The sequence below is a fragment of the Paucibacter soli genome (assembly GCF_037482845.1).
Taxonomy (GTDB): Bacteria; Pseudomonadota; Gammaproteobacteria; order Burkholderiales; family Burkholderiaceae_C; genus Paucibacter_B; species Paucibacter_B soli.
This window is the reverse complement of sequence record NZ_JBBHJW010000003.1, coordinates 134085-151361: the sequence shown is the minus strand read 5'-3', so window position 1 is coordinate 151361 and position 17277 is coordinate 134085. Positions and strand designations below refer to the sequence as shown.

The window sequence follows — 17277 nt, the reverse complement described above, 5'->3', positions numbered from 1 at the left end:
TGGGCCCCATGGACGAGTTGCAGGCCACGCTGAAGACGCAGCAGCGCTTCTCGCTGAACTGGACCTATCTCGATGCGATCACGCGCGGCGTGTCGGTGATCGATATGGGGGCCCTGGCGCTGCGCAATCTGGGCGATGCGCGCCAGTTCGCGCGCGAGTATGGCTACGACATCGACCAGCCCGGCGTGCTGGACTATCTGCGCGGCATCCAGCGCGAGGCGATCGCCTTTGTGCGGGCGCAGTTCCTTGACCCCGCCCAGCAGGGCCTGTTGCCCGCCGAGCTGGAGCACAACGACGACCCGCTGCGCCTGCTGGTGCTGGCCTCGCAGCGCGCGCATCGCTTCGAGCCGACGCGGCTGTGGGCCTGTGCCCTGCTCAAGGTCATGCACGGCCTGTTCTACATCGACAACAACCTCAAGCTGCGCCACTTCAACGCGATCCGCCAGCAGGTATTCGCCGGCCTGGACGCGGTGCTGCAGGTCGAGGGCGAACGCCAGTACCTGACCGACGGCCTGATCTGCCTGCCCCTGCTGCATCTGGACCGCAAGCGCAACAAGGGGCGCCACAGCATCCTGCTCAAGCTGCTGCAAAAGCCCGAGTATGTGGCCGCCGACATCCACGACCACCTGGGCGTGCGCCTGACGCTGGGCACGCGCATCGAATGCCTGCTGGCGCTCGACCTGCTGCGCCGTGCGCACCTGGTGACGCTGACCAATCTGGAGATCAGCCGCGTGCGCAACACCCTGGTCGATCTCAGCGCCGCCAAGCAGGTGTTCAACTGCCACCGCGCCGAGATCGACCGCTGCCAGGGCTATCCGCAGCAGGTGCTGCAGCAGATGGACCGCGAGCTGGCGCGCATCTCGCAGCAGCCGACGCAGCGCGACAACCCGCACAGCGCGGCGGACTTCCAGAGCATCCAGCTGACGGTGCGCAAGATGATCCACCTGCCGGCCGCCGCCCTGGGTCGGCCGACCGAGGGCGCCGGCGCAGCGGTGGAGGTGGAGGAGGAGGATGGCGCCGAAGGCCTGATCGCCAATGGCGGCGGCACCAGCTTCTTCTTTGCCTACGAGATCCAGCTGCTGGACGCCGCCAGCTTCGACAAGAGCCAGCAGGGCGCGGCCAGCCACGAGGCCTACAAGCGCCGCCAGGTCGAGAGCGCGCGGCGGCGCGTGCTGGGTGCCGAGCTGCTGGACTGGCTGCTGGCACACTGAGCGAGACCTCCTTCCTCAGCCCCAGTCAGTCAGTCAGTCAACCCGCCCGCCATGACCCAGCCCGATAGCCGCATCGCCACCGCCGTGCTCGCCCTGGTGGCGCAGCGTCCCGACTCCACGCAGACCGCCAGCGCCCACCCCAGCGTGGCGGCGCGCAAGCTGGGCCAGCTGGCGGCCGCCAAGGCCGCCGCCGCCGCCGGCGCGCTGGCCCTGCCGCCCGGGCCGCTGGGCTGGCTGACCATCGTTCCCGAGATGATGGCGGTATGGCGCATTCAGGCGCAGCTGGTGGCCGACATCGCGGCGCTCTATGGCCGCACGGCCGAGCTGGACCAGGCGCAGATGCTGTACTGCCTGTTCCGCCATACCGCGGCCCAGGGCCTGCGCGACCTGATCGTGCGCGTGGGTGAGCGCGTGCTGGTGCGGCCGGCCACCACCGCTGTGCTCAAGCAGATCGCCACCAGCATCGGCCTCAAGCTCAGCGAACGCGCGCTCGGCAAAAGCGTGGCGCGCTGGCTGCCGCTGGTCGGCGCGGCCGGCGTGAGCGCCTATGCCTGGTACGACACCCAGCAGGTCGGCCGGGCCGCGCTGGAACTGTTCGAGCGCGAACTGGTGGTGGAGGGCTGATGATGGATGATTGGGACCATGCGCGGCCGTTCACGCAGGCGCTGCGCCCGCAGCCCGGCGACATCGACGGCCTGAACCACACCAACAACGCCGTCTATGTGCAATGGTGCGAGCGGGTGGCCTGGGCCCATTCGGAGTCACTGGGCCTGAGCCTGGACGACTACCGGCGGCTGGATCGCGCGATGGCGATACGCCATGGCAGCTACGACTATCTGCTGCCCACCCTGCTGGGTGAAGACCTGACCCTCGCCACCTGGTTGTCGGCCAGCGACGGCAAGCTGACAATGCAGCGCCGCTTCCAACTCAGGCGCGAGCGCGACGGCGTCACCGTGCTGCACGGCCGCTGGGAGCTGGTGTGCATCGAGCTGAGCAGCGGGCGCGCCAGGCGCATGCCCGAGGACTTCTGCAACATCTATGGGGCGGCCGTCGTCGCCCTTGAGGAGCGCTGATCATGGATGCATCCTTCCATCGTTTTTCCGAACTGTTTGCACAACTGGGCCTGCCCAACGACGCGGCCGCCATCGCCGGCTTCGTGCGCAGACATGCGCCGCTGCCACCCGGCATGCTGCTGGCCGACGCGCCGTTCTGGAGCAACGCCCAGGCCACGCTCTTGCGCGAGGAACTGGCCGAAGATGCCGATTGGGCCGAGGTGGTGGACCAGTTGAACGCCGCGCTGCGGGCTTGAGCCGGCGCGCAGCGAGTGGCGTCAGCCGTGTTGCCGCAGGCGCAGCAGCACCACCCAGCCCAGCGGGACGCTGAATCTAATGGTCAGGAAAAGCACCAGCCAGACGCCATGGGCGAGATTGGAAAACAAGGAGCAGCCACACAAGGAAAGCCGGCTGTCGTTCATCGCGCCGCAGTACAGTCCGACCGCCCGCCATGCTGCGGACTGTCAAGTAGGTTGGGCCGGCCGGCTCGACGACTGCTTCGCAGCAATGGCTGACCATGGCCATTAGGAGGCGAACTCACGCTGCTGGCCGTGAAGCGGTCGCTGCGCATTTCCGGCGCCTGTTTCCCGGAAACTCTTCCTTCATCTCCCGAGATCATTGGCTATATCGAGGCCAGTGCTTTTCTGAATTGGCGCGCACCTGGTGTGCAGTGTCCCGATATCTATAGAACGCATGACTAAGATTGCACGAAAACCAGGGAGAGACAGTGGAAGAAGAACTCGGCCTTGAGGGCATGCGACCAAAACCGAAGCGCGCGCCCATTCAGCGTCGCGAGCGAAGCACGGACGAGCATGAAAGGCTTGCACGTGTGGACGCTGGTGCGTCGGCGAGCGTAGACGGCCGCGCCTTCCCCACGAGTCGTTTCCCCCCTGTGCCACTTGTTCGTCCGCTCGAGCTCTTCGGAGCCAGCTTTGCAGTCGAGGTGTCCTCGCATTTATGCCTAGGCCCAGATACGGTACTGCGGGCTGCCATAGGCAAGAGTGTCCAAACGCTTCTCCGAGACGAGGGACTGCTCGGGCCATTCAGGCAAATGCGCTATGCGCTGTTGGGAAAACACAAGCTCACCGAGACAACGCGGGCGACGGTTCTAAGGACGCTCAGCCCAATCTCGTCTTCGTTGGCCCCAATGCTCGATGGTGCGAGGGAGTCAGATGATCTGCAGTCGAAATCAGACTGGCAGTGCGTCGCGACCGCCTGGGGAGTGTTGTCCGAGGACAACCTGCTCGACGTCATCGTTTCTTCCTTCGTCAAACTCGACGAATTAGGTGATGCTGCCGCAGTGCTGAAGGCAGCAGATCGTCACGAGGATGCCGATGCACTTGTCGCGGGGCGGTTCAGTCAAACACTACCGGCTTGGCGCGAAATCTGCCCCCAACTGTCACTGGAAGGTTGCATCCGAATTGAGACCAGTCTGCTGGTCCTGACTGAGGTCGAGGCTATGTGCGCTCAACAACAGGCGCGGCACGCCAAGGGAGACTCTGTAGTGGAGAGCTTTCTCGACCCAAAGGCGAAGCCCATTGGCCATTGGTGTCGCCAGCTACTTAGGGATACGAAGTGCAATGACCTTCAAGTCTTGAGCGATCTGCTCGAGCGTAAGCAAGTGCGCCATCAGTCTCAGCGTTCGATTACGCACGACACCCTTAAAGGCTGGTCAGCCATGAGGCCCGGGATGCTGATGAGTCTGAAGGGATGCCAGTCAATACTTGAAGTTGTTGCCGACAAGAAGGCCAGAGACCAACTGGTGGCCCGCTTTGCATTAGCTCGCTTCCTTGCGTTTCTGTGCGATTTCCTTCGATCCAGTGTGCGGTCGGATCCGCCGACGTGGAAGCACGGTCAGCGCATGCTGCTGACCCGATATCTGCAAATGTCGAAGCCAGGGACGGATGGCTCACCGAGGGGACAGTAGGTACCGAAAGCACCTCGCCGCACTCACTCAAGGCCGTTGAGCCATGAGCCCCCCCGGCGACGACGCTCGCGTCGAGGTCCTGTCTTTTCATCCCTTCTGCGGCTTGGCCGACTCAGTCGCGACACGGGCGCGTTGGACGGTAGCGTCTGCCCGGCTGGCAAAGCTTCCGGCCGGAATTTTTCCGCCGTTCTTTGTGGCAGTCGTGGAAGCGATTCGGCTCGCTGCGCGGCGCGTCATGGGTGAGGACTTGCCCTTGGACATCTCTTACTCCCTTTGGAAGCACCGCAAGATCGCGGCCCAGGCAGTTTCCTACCGTGGCATAGGCGCTCCGGTGGAGTTTTCTGGAAAAGTCGCAAGACAGCGCGTGCGGGCAGAGGCTTTCCAAGTCAAGCGAGCTTTTCTCAACATGCGTTTGGGTGCGTAGCTTGTGGCGAGCGCTGCCGAGGGACTGGTTTCGTGGGCAACTGACAGTCGACCAACAAGTGCGAACATCTTCGTCCAGCCTAGAACTGCCTCCTGCATCGAACAGGCGAACTTCCGCTCCTCGCCCCAAGCGCCCATCCCTTCCCAGGCCAGAAATCTTCAGCTACCGGCCTCCACCACCCCGACCCCTATGCAGGGCAGGCCAGCCATCATCGTGGTTAGGCTCTGCCTGTTCGCTGATCTCGATGGCCTCGCCCACCTCGACGCCACCATGCCGCACCCCCGCCGCCCGCCCACCTCTACGCTCCCTGACCTCGTTCTCCCCTGAGCATCAAACGAGCCCAAGCTCCGCGTCCGTCGCCGCCGGGCGCGGCTTGCCGCGCGGTGGCCATGGGCGCTTGCGCCAGTCGGGCTGGAACACGAAGGAGGAATGCTGCCGCCCCGCCGGCAGCGCGCCATTGCCCACGCCGAGCGAATAGTCGTAGTAGAGCTTCACGATCTCTTCGGCCGTGACCTGCTGGGCGGCCGGGTGGGCCTGGCAGGCTTCGCGCCAGGCGCGCACGCGCTCGAAGCGCCCGTCCGCCGGCAGCTCGAAGTCTTCGTAGTAGGGCAGGAACTCGAAGCGCCAGAAGAAGGGCGTGTAGACCGTCTCCGCCCAGCCGAAGCGCTCGAACAGGAAAGGGCCTTGCGGCGCGTGTTCGAGCAGGAAGCCGTTCAGCTTCGCGTATTGCTCCAGCATGGCCGCGCGCAGGGCCGCGCGCTGAGCCTCGTCCTGCGCCATCACCAGCCGGTAGCCCGCCGCCACGAAGTCGCCTTCCATGCGCACCAGCAGCTGCTCGATCGCGTGCTGCCACGGGTCACGCTGTGCCACGGGCGGGCCGCCCACGGTGTCCTCGAGGTAGCGCAGGATCACCAAGCTCTCCTTCAGGATGCGGCCGTCGGCGAGTTCCAGCACCGGCAGCGCGCTGCTGTTGCGCGTCTTGGCGAGCAGGTCCGGATCGCGCGGCTTGGTGATGTCGACGACGCGGAATTCGACGGCGTCGGCCGCGCCCTTCAGCGCGAGCAATATCTCCAGCCGCTGGCTGAACGGGCAGACGGGGATGTGGTGAACGATGGGACGGACCTGCTTCATGCTGGCACTGCTCCGGGTTTGGCGGCGTTCGGTTTCGCGCTTCGCATTCTGGCAGCGGGAGGCTGGACGTGGCAGCGTTGCGATGAGCGCGCCGCCCTCGATGCCCTGCGGCCCGGCCGCGCGAGGGTCAAGTCTTGCGCATGGGCGAGGCGCGGATCGCCCGCTACACTGAGCGCTTACTCCCTGAGCGAGCGCGCGACGACCATGCCGTGGCCACCTGCGATCCTGGATCTTGAAGCCTCGGGCTTTGGCCGCGGCAGCTACCCGATCGAGCTGGGCTTTGTGGCGCCGGACGGCAGCTGCTTTTGCTCGCTGATACGCCCGGACCCCGACTGGCAACATTGGGATGCCAGCGCCGAGGCCCTGCACGGCATCACGCGCGAGCTGCTGCAACAGCATGGCCGGCCGGCCGCCTGGGTGGCGCGCCAGGCCAACGAGCGCCTGGCCGGCCAGACCGTCTACTGCGATGCCTGGGCGCACGACTATCCCTGGCTGGCGCGGCTGTTCGACGTGGTGGACCTGGTGCCCAGCTTCAAGCTGGCCGATCTGCGCAGCCTGCTCTCCGAGGCCGAGACGGCCTGCTGGCAGCGCGTGCTCGACGAGGTGCGCGCCGAGCTGCAGATCGGCCGCCACCGCGCCAGCAGCGATGCGCGCGTGCTGCAGCTGGCACTGGTGAGGGTCAGGCTAGCGGCGGCACACTGAACAATTCGCCCTGCGCGCGCCCGCGCCCCTCGCGCTTGGCCTGGTAGAGCGCCGCATCGGCGCGCGCCACCAGGCCGTCCATCTCGGCCTGCCCCGCCTGTACGACGCAAAAGCCCACGCTGGCCCCGATCTGCAGCTGCAGCTTGCCGAGCGTGAACGGCTGGCCCAGCGCCTGCACCAGCTTGTCGGCAATCCGCTGTGCGTCAGCGGTGTGGGCCAGGCGCGGCAGGAACACGGCGAACTCGTCGCCGCCCAGGCGCGCCACGATGTCCTCGCCGCGCAGGGCATGGCGCAGGCGCCCGGCCACCGCCTTCAGCAGCGCATCGCCGATCGGGTGGCCATGCGTGTCGTTGACGGGCTTGAAGCGGTCGAGGTCCAGGTAGAGCAGGGCCACCCAGTCGTCCTTGCGCTCATGCGCCTGGGCGAGCTGCTCCTGCACCTGAGCGGCAAAGCCGCTGCGGTTGAGCAGCTGGGTCAGGGGGTCGGTGCGCGAGGCGTCGCGCAGGCGCTGCTCCTCGCGCTTGATCTCGCTGATGTCGTGCGAGATGCCGATCACGCCCTCGATGGCGCCGCCCTCGCCACGCAGCGGCGCGTACTGGATCTGCAGCACCTGCGCCTCGCCCGGTTCGCCGCGCTTGCGCTCGAACTGGCCGCGCTGGCCCTGCAGGGCGGCCTGGAAATAGGGCAGGGTCTGCTCGAAGGCGGCCGCGCCTATCACCTCGGCCAGCGGCCGGCCCAGGCAGTCGGCCAGCCGCACGCCATGGATGCTGGCAAAGGCGTTGTTGAAGAAGCGCACCCTGAAGTCGGGGTCGATCACCGAAATCATTGCCTGCGAGCTCTGCGCCACCGCCTGCAGAATCGCCTCGCTGCGGCTGCGCTCGCGCTGCGCCTGCAGCTCCGCGCTGACGTCGCGCATGATCATGGAGATCCTCTCCAGCTCGCCGCTGCGGCCGGTGTGGCGCAGGAAGGTGCCTTCTACCGGGATCACCTGACCCTGGTCGTCGCGAAACTCGGTGCGCCCGAACCAATGCCCGTCGCGCTCGATCGCCGGCAGGATCTCGTTGGCGAACTGGGCCATGCTGTGCTCGGTCTGGAAGCGCAGCGCACTCAGCTCGCCGATCTCTGCATGTTCGGGCATGTGGATGGAGCGGCGCGCCGCCGGATTGAGGTAGACCAGCTGCTGCTGGGCATCGATCTGCAGCACATAGTTGGGGGTGAGATCGAAGATGGCGGTCAGGGTCTGGGCGGCCTGCTGCTGCTCGGCCGCGCGGGTGATGTCGGCGAAGGTGCCGACCTGCCCGACCAGGCGCTTGCCCACACGCAGCGGCGCGGTGCGGATGGAGACCAGGCGCTGCTCGCCGGCGCGCAGCGGCAGAGGCCGTATCAGCTCCTGCGTCTTGCCGCGCCGGATCACCTCGCGCCAGCGCTGCAAGGTGTCGATGCGCTCGGCCTCGGGCAGCAGGCGCAGCCAGCCGAAGCCCTGCTCGCTCTCGGACACGCCGATCAGCTCGCGATAGGTCTGGTTGGCGTAGACCACGCGGCCCTGCATATCGCAGCGGAACAGGCCCAGCGGCAGCGCGTCGCTGGTGGCGCGCAGCTCGGCGTCGTAGAGATTGCTGCGTGCCCGCGCGCGCTGCAGCAGCACGGTCAGCAGGGTGGCCCCCAGGCTCACCGCCAGCGCCACCACCAGCAGGGTCAGGCGTTGCCCGCGGAACTCCGCCAGGCTGGCGTCCACCGACTGCGAGACCACCAGCTTGAGCCCGTAGTTCTCGAAGGCGCGGAAGGAGAACAGGCGTTCATGCCCGTCCCAGCCGATCTGGCGGAAGCTGCCCTTGCGCCCGTCCAGCCGCGCGCGCAGGGCCGGGCGTTCGGCCAGCACATTGCTGCCGGGCTGGGCGCGCGCGTCGTCCAGGCGCGGCAGTCGCATCATCATCAGGCCATCGTCGCGCAGCAGGCCGATGGCGGTGTCGCGCGGATTCATGTCGGGGTGGCCGAGGTCGGGGCGCTGCAGCTCGGCCAGCAGTTCCAGGTCCATCATGGCCAGCAGATGGCTGAATGCGCCGATCGGCGCACTTAAGCGCAGCGCCATCGGCGTCAGCTCGCGGCCATTGGGCTTGAGCCGCACCGGGCTGCCGATCAGCAGGCCGGCGCCCGACGGCTGTGCCGCCAGCTCGCGCATCAGCGCATGGTGGGCCAGGTCGGCCGAGGCATGGCTGCTGGTGGTGGGAATGCGAAACACGCGGCCGTCGCTTGCCACCAGCATCAGCTCCATCAGCCCGGCCGAGCTTTCCTTCAGGGCATCGGCCATCAGGGCCACGGTGGCGTCGCTGGCCGGGCTGTCCTTGGCGCGCGTCAGCAGCAGCAGGTCGATGGAGCGCAAGGCGCTCTCGGCCTGACGCAGCGAGCCCTCCATGTTCTGGCCGGTCACCAGCACCGCGTCGTGCATGCTCTGCTCCCAGGCCTCGAGCTGCTGGCGCGGGTAGACCAGCGCAAACCAAGCCCAGGCGGCCCAGACGATGGCCAGGGCCAGCAGCAGGGCCACATAGGGGCTGATGGTCGCAATGCGCGCGAGCAGGCGTTGTTCGGGCTCGGGCGGCGGCTTCAGCAATTCCTCGCTCATGAGACCCCCGGGATTTGCGCTTGATTGTGCCCAGTGCCGCCACGGCCGCAAGTGCGGTGGCATGATGATCATGACGTAGCCAGCCCTTGCCAAGGAGGATCCCATGTTCAAGCGCATCCTGCTCCCCACCGACGGCTCCGAGCATGCGGCGCGCGCCGCCGCGGTGGCCTGCGACCTGGCAAGGCGCTATGGCGCGGCGCTGGAGATCGTCAGCGTGATCGATCCGGTGCCCTTCGTGAGCTTTCCCGAGGGCGGCGGCGAGGCATTGGCCTATTACCTGGATGCGGCCGAGGAGGGTGCCAAGCAGGGCATCGCCGCGGCCGAGGCTGCGGCCAAGGCGGCCGGCGTGGCCTGCGTCTCGCATGTGCTGCGCGAGCATGGCCCGGCGCAAAGCATCGTCGAGCATGCCAAGGCCTGCGGCGCCGACCTGATCGTGCTGGGTTCGCACGGCCGGCGTGGCCTCGATGCGGTGCTGCTGGGCAGCGTGGCGCACAAGGTGCTGACCCTGGCCAAGGTGCCGGTGTTCGTGGTGAAGTGAGGCGCGGGCGCGTTCAGGCCGACGCGGGCAGCACCGGCCAGCGCGCGCTGATGCGCTCGCCGTCGAATACCAGCAGATCGCCGAACTGCAAGAGCAGGGCCTCGCTCTGGCGCGGGCGCAGGAACACGTAGTCGTCGGGCCGCAGCTGCACGCGCGCCGAGCTCACCATCACCTGCTGGTTGGACGAGCTGCCGTAGAGCCCGCTCGCGACCAGGCCGGGCGGCGAGGCCGGCTCGGCCAGCCAGTGGCCGCCATGAATGGCATAGCCGCGCGCCTGGTTGCGGTCCCAGCCCTGGGCCAGGCGGCTCAGCCAGGTGGCGCCCTCGGGCAGGCGGAAGGTCTCGAAGCGCTTCAGCACCGGGGTGGCGATGAAGGCGGCGGCCCGCAGGTCCTCCAGCAGCGGCTTCTCGAAGTCCAGCGGCAGCAGCGCGGCCGAACCCACCGAGACCTCGTTGGGCACGGCCTTGCCATCGTGCAGGCGGAAGGTCGGCGAGCCGGCGGTGTTGAGGGTGAGGGCCTCGCGGCGCTGCGGGCCCAGCGCCGCCTCTGCCGCCTGCCAGGCCTGCTGGTAGCGCGCCAGCGCGCTGGCCCAGGCCGTCGCGCGCATGCCCAGCGCATCCGGCAGGGCGGCCACATGGGCGTCGTAGCCCATCAGGCCGCTCCAGCGCAGCGCTGGGTCGCCCCTGAGGCTGGCCAGGGCCTGAGCCAGCTGGCCCATGTCTTCGAAGCCGCCGCGGTGCAGGCCCACGTCGATCTCCAGGTTCACACGCAAGACCTGGCCCCGCTGGATGGCCAGCTCGCGGTACTGCGCCAGGCGCTCGGGCGTGTCGATCAGCCATTCGATGCCGGCGCCGATGCCGGGCGGCAGGGCCTGCAGCAGCTGCGCCGCCGCGGCCGCCGGCAGCGGTTTGCCCAGCAGCACGCTCGCCTGCGGGCGCGCCTGCAGCAGCTGCAGGGTCTGGGCGGCGTTGAAGGCCATCACGCGCTGGCTCTGCCAGGCCTGGGCCAGCTCGTCCATCAGCGCCAGGCAGGGCAGGGACTTGAGCACCGCACGCAGCGCCATGCCGGTCTTGGCCTGGTGGCTGCCGATGGCTGAAAGGTTGGCGCGCAGGCGCGGCAGGTCGATCACCAGGCTGGCCTGGGCCACGCCGGCGGCCCGCAGCGCGGCCGAAAGCTTTTGATAGTAGGCATCGTGCGGCCCGCCCTGCTCGGCCGGGCGCGCCAGCCAGGCGCCCAAGGGCAGGGCGGCCGCGGCGCCGAGCATGAGCCTGCGCTTGTTAGTTGCCATGCTTGACTCCAAAGAGTTGCGCGAGGTGGGCGTTGAGCATGCGGCCTTGTGGGTCGACGGCCTGGCGCAGGCGCTGGAAGTCGGCAAAACGCGGGTACAGCGCTGCCACCTGTTTCGCCTGCAGATCGTGCAGCTTGCCCCAGTGCGGCCGGCCGCCATGGCGGCGGAATACCGGGCCCAGCTCCTGGACCAGGTAGTCATGCGCCTCGCCGGCGGCGGCATGGGCGGCCACCGAGCAGCTGTCGCGCTCGAAGAAGGGGCTCAGCCAGGCGGAGTCGGCGCGCACATAGCGGAACTCGATGGGGAAGAACACCTCGTTGCGCTGCTCCAGCGTGCGCAGCACTTCCTTCAGGCAGGCGATGCCGGCCTCGCGCGGCAGGTGGTATTCGCTCTCGTTGAAGCGCGTCGGGCGCACGGTGCTGAGCAGGCGGTGCGACCAGTCCTGCGCATGCTCGACCTGGGTGGGGGCGATCAGCTTGGCGGCGGCCCAGCGCCGCATCTCGGGCCAGCGGCCCAGCCAGTCGCGCAGGCGCTTGAGGTCGCGCAGCACGTCCTCGTCGGCACTGTGCGGGCGCTCGGGGGTGCTGCCAGTCACCTCGTCGTGCACGATGCCGGCGCTGTAGCCGGTGAAGGGCAGCACATAGAGCTCGAAATGGCGATGCCGGCGCGCCAGCTCGGGTGCCTGCTCCAGCAGGGCCTCGGTACGCTCCAGCCAGACCTTGCGGCGCAGCATATAGCGCGGCCGCACCCGCAGCGTGACTTCGGTGATCACGCCCAGGGCACCCAGCGAGACGCGCGCGGCGTCGAACAGTTCGGCGTTTTGCGTGGCGCTGCATTCGCGCAGCTCGCCCTGCGGCGTGACCAGGCGCAGCGCCTGCACCTCGGCATGCAGGGCCGGCAGGGCGAGGCCGGTGCCATGGGTGCCGGTGGCGAGCGCGCCGGCCAGGGTCTGCACATCGATGTCGGGCTGGTTGTGCAGGGCCAGGCCCTGGGCGTCGAGTTCGCGTGCCAGCTGGGCCAGCCGGGTGCCGGCGCGCACCTTCACGGTGGGACCATTGGGATTGGCCTGGTCGATGGCGACGATGCCGCTGAGCTTGTCCAGCGAGACCAGATTGGCATCGGTGGGCACCAGGGCGGTGAAGGAATGGCCGGCGCCCACGCAGCGCAGCGTGCCCGAACTGCCGGGCAGCAGGGCCTGCAATTGCGCCTCGCTCTCGGGCATCAGCCAGGCCCTGGGTTCGCAGCGCTGCAGGCCGGACCAGTTCTGCCAGGGGCGCGGGGTGGATGGCGCGGGGCCGGGTCTTGCCTGGCCGGCCAGCAGCAGGCCGGCGCCCAGGGCTGCCGTTTTCTTCAGGACGTCGCGGCGTGCTTTGGTGCTCATAGCGGGCTGCTCATGTAACGGGTCAGTTGTTCGAGATCGGCATCGCTGCAGTCCGGGCACAGGCCCATGGACGGCATGCTGTTGAGGCCGTTCTTCACGCTCGACAACAGTGCCGGCATGCCGCGCTTCAGGCGCGGCGCCCAGGCGGCCGCGTGGCCGGTGAGCGGCGCGCCGCTCTCGGCACGCGCATGGCAGTTGAAGCAGGCACGCTCGTATTGCGCGGCCAGGCGCGCGTCGGCGGGGCGGTGGCGCTCCAGCTGCGCCGCCGTGGGCGCCGCTGCCTGATCGGCGCCGCAGGCGGCCAGCAGCAGGGGGAGGAGGATCAGGGCGCGCATGAGATCAGTAGGCGATGCGCAATTCGACGGAAAGGGTGCGCGGCCTGGCCAGCGTGGCGTAGGCGGAGCCCAGCGGCGCGGACTCGTACCAGAGGCGGTTGATGTACTGCTTGTCGAGCAGGTTGGTGCCCAGCAGGCTCAGGCCCCAGCGCTGGTCGGCGCTGTCCCAGCCGATGCGGCCATCCAGGCGCTGGCGCGCGCCGCCCACCTTGAATGTCGGCGTCTGCAGGCACAGGCCCTGGATCACCGATTCCTCGTTGCAGCGCGTGGCGCCCACATGGCTGGCCTGCAGGCTGGCGTGGGCCTGGCCGCTGAACGCGTTCCACAGCAGTTCGGCGCCCAGCGTGGCCTGCAGCCGCGGCGCGCCCGCGGGCTGGCCGGCCAGGTCGTGGCCGGTGCTGCTGCTGCCGCGGCGGTAGCTCTGGTCCAGCCATTCGAGGTTGCCGTAGAGCTTGAGCGCGCGCGTCGCCTGCCAGCGCAGATCGAGGTCCAGACCATGGGCCTGCTGGTCGCTGATGCTGACCTGGTAGGCCGGGATGCCGCCGCCTGCATCGGGCACCAGCTGCAGGGTCTGCAGATTGTTGTAGCGGTACTTGAACAGCGAGGCGGCGTAGCTCAGCCCGGCGGCCGCCCAGCCGCCCTTGGCGCCCAGCTCCAGGCTGGTGACCTTCTCGGGCGCATAGAGCGAGTTGACCTGCAAGGTGTTGAAGCCGCCGGCCTGGTAGCCGCGCGTGAGCGAGCCGTAGAGCAGCAGCTCGCGATCGACGCGGTGGTCCAGCACCAGGCGCGGGCTGGCGTCGGTCCAGGCCTGCTTGCGCGTCAGTGCCGCGGCGCTGGCGCCGCTGGTGGCTACCAGCGCGTTGTTGTGCAGTGCGAACTGCATCAGCTCCGCCTGCTCCTGGCTGATGGCGCCGGCGGCCACCATGGCCGGGAACAGCTGGGCGGCATCGAGCAGGGCGAGTTGCTCGTCGAGTGCGGCGGCGCTGCGCAGCGGGTTGAACCAGCTGAAGCGCTTGTCGTCGCGCGTCAGGCGCGCGCCGGTGGTGAGGCGGGTCTGTGGGCTCAGCTGCCAGATCACGTCGCCATAGAGGGCGATGGCCTTGAAGCGGCCCTCGTTCGTCATCGCCTCGCCCCAGGGCTTGCCCAGCACATCGACGCCGGGGATGCCGGCGCCCTCGGCCAGGGCGTTGACGGTCTGGAACAGCGGCAGGCCGGCGACATTGCCGAACAGCGTGTCCAGTGAGCTGGTGCTGGCGTCGATGAAGGCGGTCTGGCGCGCGCGCTCGCCATACAGGCTCAGGCCGGCCAGCCAGTCGGCCATGCCGTGCTTGCCGCTGAGGCGGAACTCCTGCTGCCAGCTGCTGTTGGCCTCCTGGTTGGTGGTGCTGAGGTAGAGCGAAGGGTTGGCCGTGCCGTCGTTGTCCTGCCGGTTGCGCGACGTGAAATGGCGGTAGGCGGTGGTGGACGTGAACTCGGCCCAGGGCAGCGAATGCTCGATGCGCAGGGTGGCGCCGTTGAAGTCGCGCGCCTCGCGGTCGCCGGCCACGTCGTTGCGCAGCGCCGCCCGGCGCGGGTCGACGAAGCCGGCGGGGTCGGCCGGGAAGGCCGGCACCGCACCGGCCTGGGTTTCTCGTACCAGGCCGAAAGCCGGGCGCGCGCGCTGGTCCAGCTTCTCGTGTTCCAGGCTCAGCTGGGCCTTCGTGTCCTCGCTGGCGCGCCAGAGCAGGGCGGCGCGCAGACCCCAGGCGTTTTCGCCGCCGGCGCGCTCGCCGCTGCCGGCATCGCGCCAGGCGCCATCGCCGCGCTGCGCCACCAGGTTCACGCGCAGGGCCAGGTCTTGCGTAAGCGCGGTGTTGCCCAGCAGCTCGGCGTGGCGCAGGCCATGCTCGCCCAGGCGCAGCGCGGCCTTGGCGCGGGTGGCGAATTCGGGGTCGTTGCTGACGATGGAGATCGCGCCGCCCGCGCTGTTGCGGCCGAACAGCGTGCCCTGCGGGCCCTTCAGCACCTCGATGCGCTTGACGTCGTTGAAGTTCAAGAGCGCGCCGCCGGTCTTGCCGGTGTAGACCCCGTCCACATAGATGCCCACCGGCGAGTCGGTGCCGATGCCGAAGTCTTCGGTGCCGATGCCGCGCAGCGATATGCGCGGCTGGGTGGCTTGCGTGGCGTCGATGGCAAGACCTGGCACATGGCTGGCCACGTCGCCGAGATTGGCCGCGCCCAGCTTCTTGAGCTGCTCGCCGCCCATCACCTGGATGGCGATGGGCACGCTCTGCAACTGCTGCTGGCGCCCCTGGCCCGACACCACCACCTGCTCCAGCTGGGTGGGTGCGGCATCGCCGGTCTGCTGGGCCCGCACCGGGCTCAGGCTCAGCAGGCCGAGCACGGCCAGGGCGATCGGATGAAGTCGGGATGCGCGCATCGGAGGTCTCCTGTCGTTTTAATATAGCGATGACTATATTCATCCAGAACGATCCGCAGATGCGGGGAATCCCTGTGCAGCAGGGACGCTAGACTCGCGCCATGCCCACCACCCTGCCCGACCTCGAACTCAAGAAGGCGCCCTCGCAGCAGCGTGCCGTCGAGACCTATGAACGCATCCTGGCCGCTTGCGCGGAGCTGCTGGGCGAGGTGGGCATAGAGCGGCTCTCCACCAATCTGGTGTGCCAGCGTGCCGGCATCTCACCGCCGGCGCTGTATCAGTATTTCCCCAACAAGTACGCCATCCTCCATGAGCTGGGCATGCGGCTGATGAGGGTGCAGAACGAGCTGCTGACGCCCTGGGCGCGGCCCGACACCTTTGCCCTGCCCGAGCCGGCCTTTGCCGCCAGCGTGGCCGAGCTCTTTCTGCAGACGGTGGATCTCACCGAGCATATGCCGGCCGGCGTGTGGGTGACGCGCGCGCTGCGCGCCGTGCCCTCGCTGCAGCATGTGCGCAACCGCTCGCACGACTTCGTCACCGACCTGCTGCTCTTGCCCTTTATGCAGGCCCACCCGCGCGCCAACCGGGCGCAGGCGCGCCTGACGATTCGCCTCGCCATCGACGCGCTTTATGCGGCCCAGGAACTGCTGTTCGACGACCCGAGCCTGGACCCCAAGGCGGTGGCCGCCACCATGGCGGAGATGGTGGCGGGGCAGATGATGAAGTTGCGGCGCGGCTGAAGGGGCCGCGCAGCAAGGCCCCTCAGACCGTCTGCAGCCTGCCGCGGCCTGCGCTGCGCCGGCTCCAGCCCAGCAGGGCGAGGAAGAGCAGCACCGCCGGCACGGTCATGGCCATCTCGGTCAGCAGGGTGGCATGGCTGCCGTACTTGCCGAAGATGTAGCCATAGACGGCGGTGGACCAGCCGATCGGCGTGTTGGACAGCGAGGCCATCAGGTTGTACTTGGTGGCGGCGGCGCCCTTGCCGATCGCCTCCAGCGTGACGGCCGAGAAGGCCGCGTAGCACAGGCCGTTGGCAAAGGCGTAGAGGCTGGTCCAGATGATGAACTGGGTCTCGGTCTGCGGTGCCAGCGCCATCGCCACGCTGATGCCGGCGGTGCCCAGGCCCAGCAGGCAATAGGCCAGCTGGCGGTTCATGCGGTCGCACAGATAGCCGCCGAGCAGGCAGCCAGCGGCCGAGAGTAGGCCGCTCATGGTGCCGGTGACCAGGGCCACGGTGTCGGCGCTGGCGCCCCATTGCTCGGCAAAGATCGAGTACATATTGCTCATCGCGCCCGTGCCCAGCGGCAGGAACACCACCAGCATCGCCAGGGCGCCGCGGCGCGAGCGCACCACGCTCCAGAGGTCGCGCCCGGTCTCGCGCAGGCGCTCGCCGACGCTGCCGGCGATGGCCTGCGAGAGGTCCTCGTGCAGCCAGAAGATTGGCAGGCTGCACAGGGCGCAGGCCAGGGCCAGCACGGCAGCACCAGCGGGCACGCTCAGGCCGCCGGAATGGATCAGCCACAGCGCCAGTCCGCCGCCCAGGCCGTTGCCGCCCAGATTGCCGGCCTGGAACCAGCCGGCCGCACGGCCCTTGGCATGCTCGGGGGTCTGGTGCGCCATCAGGCAGTCCACCGCCATGCCCACCACGGTGGACGCGGCGCTCAGGGTGACCACCAGCGCGATGATGCGCGGCATGGCCTCGCTGCTGAGGGGCTGCAGGCCCAGCGCCAGCATGCTGAGCACCAGGCAGACCATGCCGATCGCGAACCAGCGCTTGCGCGTCAGCGTCAGGTCGATCACCGGCGCCCACAGGAACTTCCAGGTCTGCGGGATGTAGTGCAGGGCCAGCATGGCGGCAATCAGCTCGGCGCTGACATGGGCTTGCGCCAGCAGATAGGCCACGCACACCCCGGTGAAGCCGCTGCTCGCGCCAAAGGGCGCGATCAGGAACATGAAGTAGGCCGGGTGGGGGACTTTCTGCTCGGTGGGCAGCAGATGCGCGGAGGTGCTCATGGGTGGGGGCGGCCGGTCGCGTGAACAGGCGGCTTGAAGAAAGAAAGAAGGAAAGCGAAGGCGTGGAACATATCACCCATGCGCCCGGCTTCGCAGCGGTACTTTCACCCGGAACACTGCGCCGCATGCCCAGGCCGGCTCGGAAAGCCAGCGGGCGCGTCGATTGCGTCTCAACCCCCGACACCGTTTCTAGAGCAGCTCGGCGCTCTCGCGCACCCGTGCGTACTCGCCCTGCA

At 68.6% G+C, this 17277-nt stretch carries 16 protein-coding genes; 8 read left to right on the top strand and 8 right to left on the bottom strand.

The annotated features are described in order from the left end of the window. Positions 1 to 8 precede the first annotated feature (8 nt). From WG898_RS08815 to WG898_RS08800, 4 genes are read left to right on the top strand one after another with little or no spacing between them, the layout of a single operon-like run. Positions 9 to 1211 carry a TIGR04552 family protein gene (locus tag WG898_RS08815; RefSeq protein WP_339602401.1) on the top strand — a complete coding sequence of 401 codons (1203 nt, stop codon included), beginning with the start codon at positions 9 to 11 and terminating at the stop codon, positions 1209 to 1211. A 51-nt stretch (positions 1212 to 1262) separates the two neighbouring features. After that, complete coding sequence (locus WG898_RS08810; RefSeq protein WP_339602400.1) at positions 1263 to 1835, top strand: hypothetical protein; 573 nt, start codon at positions 1263 to 1265, stop codon at positions 1833 to 1835. Continuing rightward, a complete protein-coding gene (locus WG898_RS08805; RefSeq protein ID WP_339602399.1) occupies positions 1835 to 2284 on the top strand; it encodes an acyl-CoA thioesterase in 450 nt (149 codons plus the stop codon). The genes WG898_RS08810 and WG898_RS08805 overlap by 1 nt, the downstream gene beginning before the upstream one ends. A gap of 2 nt (positions 2285 to 2286) precedes the next feature. Continuing rightward, positions 2287 to 2520: a DUF2789 domain-containing protein gene (locus WG898_RS08800; RefSeq protein ID WP_339602398.1), complete on the top strand. Its 234-nt coding sequence runs from the start codon at positions 2287 to 2289 to the stop codon at positions 2518 to 2520. A 21-nt stretch (positions 2521 to 2541) separates the two neighbouring features. On the opposite strand, the gene WG898_RS08795 is transcribed toward WG898_RS08800, so the two are convergent. Continuing rightward, the gene (locus WG898_RS08795; RefSeq protein WP_339602397.1) at positions 2542 to 2685 is read right to left on the bottom strand and encodes a hypothetical protein; all 144 of its coding nucleotides are present in this window, start codon (positions 2683 to 2685) and stop codon (positions 2542 to 2544) included. Positions 2686 to 2990: 305 nt separating this feature from the next. Between WG898_RS08795 and WG898_RS08790 the strand changes: the two genes are divergently transcribed. Continuing rightward, a complete protein-coding gene (locus tag WG898_RS08790) occupies positions 2991 to 4190 on the top strand; it encodes a hypothetical protein (RefSeq protein WP_339602396.1) in 1200 nt (399 codons plus the stop codon). A 754-nt stretch (positions 4191 to 4944) separates the two neighbouring features. On the opposite strand, the gene WG898_RS08785 is transcribed toward WG898_RS08790, so the two are convergent. Continuing rightward, positions 4945 to 5745, bottom strand: coding sequence for a glutathione S-transferase family protein (locus WG898_RS08785; RefSeq protein ID WP_339602395.1), 801 nt, complete (start codon positions 5743 to 5745; stop codon positions 4945 to 4947). A 204-nt stretch (positions 5746 to 5949) separates the two neighbouring features. Here WG898_RS08785 and WG898_RS08780 point away from each other — a divergent pair, with 204 nt between their 5' ends. Next, positions 5950 to 6447, top strand: coding sequence for a 3'-5' exonuclease (locus WG898_RS08780; RefSeq protein ID WP_339602394.1), 498 nt, complete (start codon positions 5950 to 5952; stop codon positions 6445 to 6447). Here the strand turns inward: WG898_RS08780 and WG898_RS08775 are convergent. Continuing rightward, positions 6425 to 9067 (bottom strand): diguanylate cyclase domain-containing protein, encoded by a 2643-nt coding sequence (locus tag WG898_RS08775; RefSeq protein ID WP_339602393.1) that lies wholly within the window; start codon positions 9065 to 9067, stop codon positions 6425 to 6427. The genes WG898_RS08780 and WG898_RS08775 overlap by 23 nt on opposite strands. A gap of 103 nt (positions 9068 to 9170) precedes the next feature. Here WG898_RS08775 and WG898_RS08770 point away from each other — a divergent pair, with 103 nt between their 5' ends. Further along, the gene (locus WG898_RS08770; protein ID WP_339602392.1) at positions 9171 to 9605 is read left to right on the top strand and encodes a universal stress protein; all 435 of its coding nucleotides are present in this window, start codon (positions 9171 to 9173) and stop codon (positions 9603 to 9605) included. Between the two features lie 13 nt (positions 9606 to 9618). Here the strand turns inward: WG898_RS08770 and WG898_RS08765 are convergent, their stop codons facing one another. The 4 genes from WG898_RS08765 to WG898_RS08750 are packed head-to-tail and all read right to left on the bottom strand — an operon-like array spanning position 9619 to position 15028. Next, the gene (locus WG898_RS08765; RefSeq protein WP_339602391.1) at positions 9619 to 10893 is read right to left on the bottom strand and encodes an alanine racemase; all 1275 of its coding nucleotides are present in this window, start codon (positions 10891 to 10893) and stop codon (positions 9619 to 9621) included. Continuing rightward, a complete protein-coding gene (locus WG898_RS08760; RefSeq protein WP_339602390.1) occupies positions 10883 to 12274 on the bottom strand; it encodes a D-arabinono-1,4-lactone oxidase in 1392 nt (463 codons plus the stop codon). Before WG898_RS08760 ends, WG898_RS08765 begins: the two co-directional genes overlap by 11 nt. Then, the gene (locus WG898_RS08755) at positions 12271 to 12609 is read right to left on the bottom strand and encodes a c-type cytochrome (RefSeq protein WP_339602389.1); all 339 of its coding nucleotides are present in this window, start codon (positions 12607 to 12609) and stop codon (positions 12271 to 12273) included. Before WG898_RS08755 ends, WG898_RS08760 begins: the two co-directional genes overlap by 4 nt. A gap of 4 nt (positions 12610 to 12613) precedes the next feature. Next, complete coding sequence (locus WG898_RS08750) at positions 12614 to 15028, bottom strand: TonB-dependent receptor (protein ID WP_339602388.1); 2415 nt, start codon at positions 15026 to 15028, stop codon at positions 12614 to 12616. 101 nt (positions 15029 to 15129) lie between these two features. Between WG898_RS08750 and WG898_RS08745 the strand changes: the two genes are divergently transcribed. Then, positions 15130 to 15768 (top strand): TetR/AcrR family transcriptional regulator, encoded by a 639-nt coding sequence (locus tag WG898_RS08745; protein WP_339602387.1) that lies wholly within the window; start codon positions 15130 to 15132, stop codon positions 15766 to 15768. Between the two features lie 22 nt (positions 15769 to 15790). Here the strand turns inward: WG898_RS08745 and WG898_RS08740 are convergent, their stop codons facing one another. Continuing rightward, on the bottom strand, positions 15791 to 17041 hold the full coding sequence (locus tag WG898_RS08740; protein WP_339602386.1) for an MFS transporter: 1251 nt from the start codon (positions 17039 to 17041) through the stop codon (positions 15791 to 15793). Positions 17042 to 17277: the final 236 nt, after the last annotated feature.

Bases quoted from the DNA above. Each gene is read 5' to 3' on its own strand.
- WG898_RS08815 (WP_339602401.1), top strand. From the start codon at position 9: ATGGACGAGTTGCAGGCCACGCTGAAGACGCAGCAGCGCTTCTCGCTG.
- WG898_RS08810 (WP_339602400.1), top strand. From the start codon at position 1,263: ATGACCCAGCCCGATAGCCGCATCGCCACCGCCGTGCTCGCCCTGGTG.
- WG898_RS08805 (WP_339602399.1), top strand. From the start codon at position 1,835: ATGATGGATGATTGGGACCATGCGCGGCCGTTCACGCAGGCGCTGCGC.
- WG898_RS08800 (WP_339602398.1), top strand. From the start codon at position 2,287: ATGGATGCATCCTTCCATCGTTTTTCCGAACTGTTTGCACAACTGGGC.
- WG898_RS08795 (WP_339602397.1), bottom strand. From the start codon at position 2,685: ATGAACGACAGCCGGCTTTCCTTGTGTGGCTGCTCCTTGTTTTCCAAT.
- WG898_RS08785 (WP_339602395.1), bottom strand. From the start codon at position 5,745: ATGAAGCAGGTCCGTCCCATCGTTCACCACATCCCCGTCTGCCCGTTC.
- WG898_RS08780 (WP_339602394.1), top strand. From the start codon at position 5,950: ATGCCGTGGCCACCTGCGATCCTGGATCTTGAAGCCTCGGGCTTTGGC.
- WG898_RS08775 (WP_339602393.1), bottom strand. From the start codon at position 9,067: ATGAGCGAGGAATTGCTGAAGCCGCCGCCCGAGCCCGAACAACGCCTG.
- WG898_RS08770 (WP_339602392.1), top strand. From the start codon at position 9,171: ATGTTCAAGCGCATCCTGCTCCCCACCGACGGCTCCGAGCATGCGGCG.
- WG898_RS08765 (WP_339602391.1), bottom strand. From the start codon at position 10,893: ATGGCAACTAACAAGCGCAGGCTCATGCTCGGCGCCGCGGCCGCCCTG.
- WG898_RS08760 (WP_339602390.1), bottom strand. From the start codon at position 12,274: ATGAGCACCAAAGCACGCCGCGACGTCCTGAAGAAAACGGCAGCCCTG.
- WG898_RS08755 (WP_339602389.1), bottom strand. From the start codon at position 12,609: ATGCGCGCCCTGATCCTCCTCCCCCTGCTGCTGGCCGCCTGCGGCGCC.
- WG898_RS08750 (WP_339602388.1), bottom strand. From the start codon at position 15,028: ATGCGCGCATCCCGACTTCATCCGATCGCCCTGGCCGTGCTCGGCCTG.
- WG898_RS08745 (WP_339602387.1), top strand. From the start codon at position 15,130: ATGCCCACCACCCTGCCCGACCTCGAACTCAAGAAGGCGCCCTCGCAG.
- WG898_RS08740 (WP_339602386.1), bottom strand. From the start codon at position 17,041: ATGAGCACCTCCGCGCATCTGCTGCCCACCGAGCAGAAAGTCCCCCAC.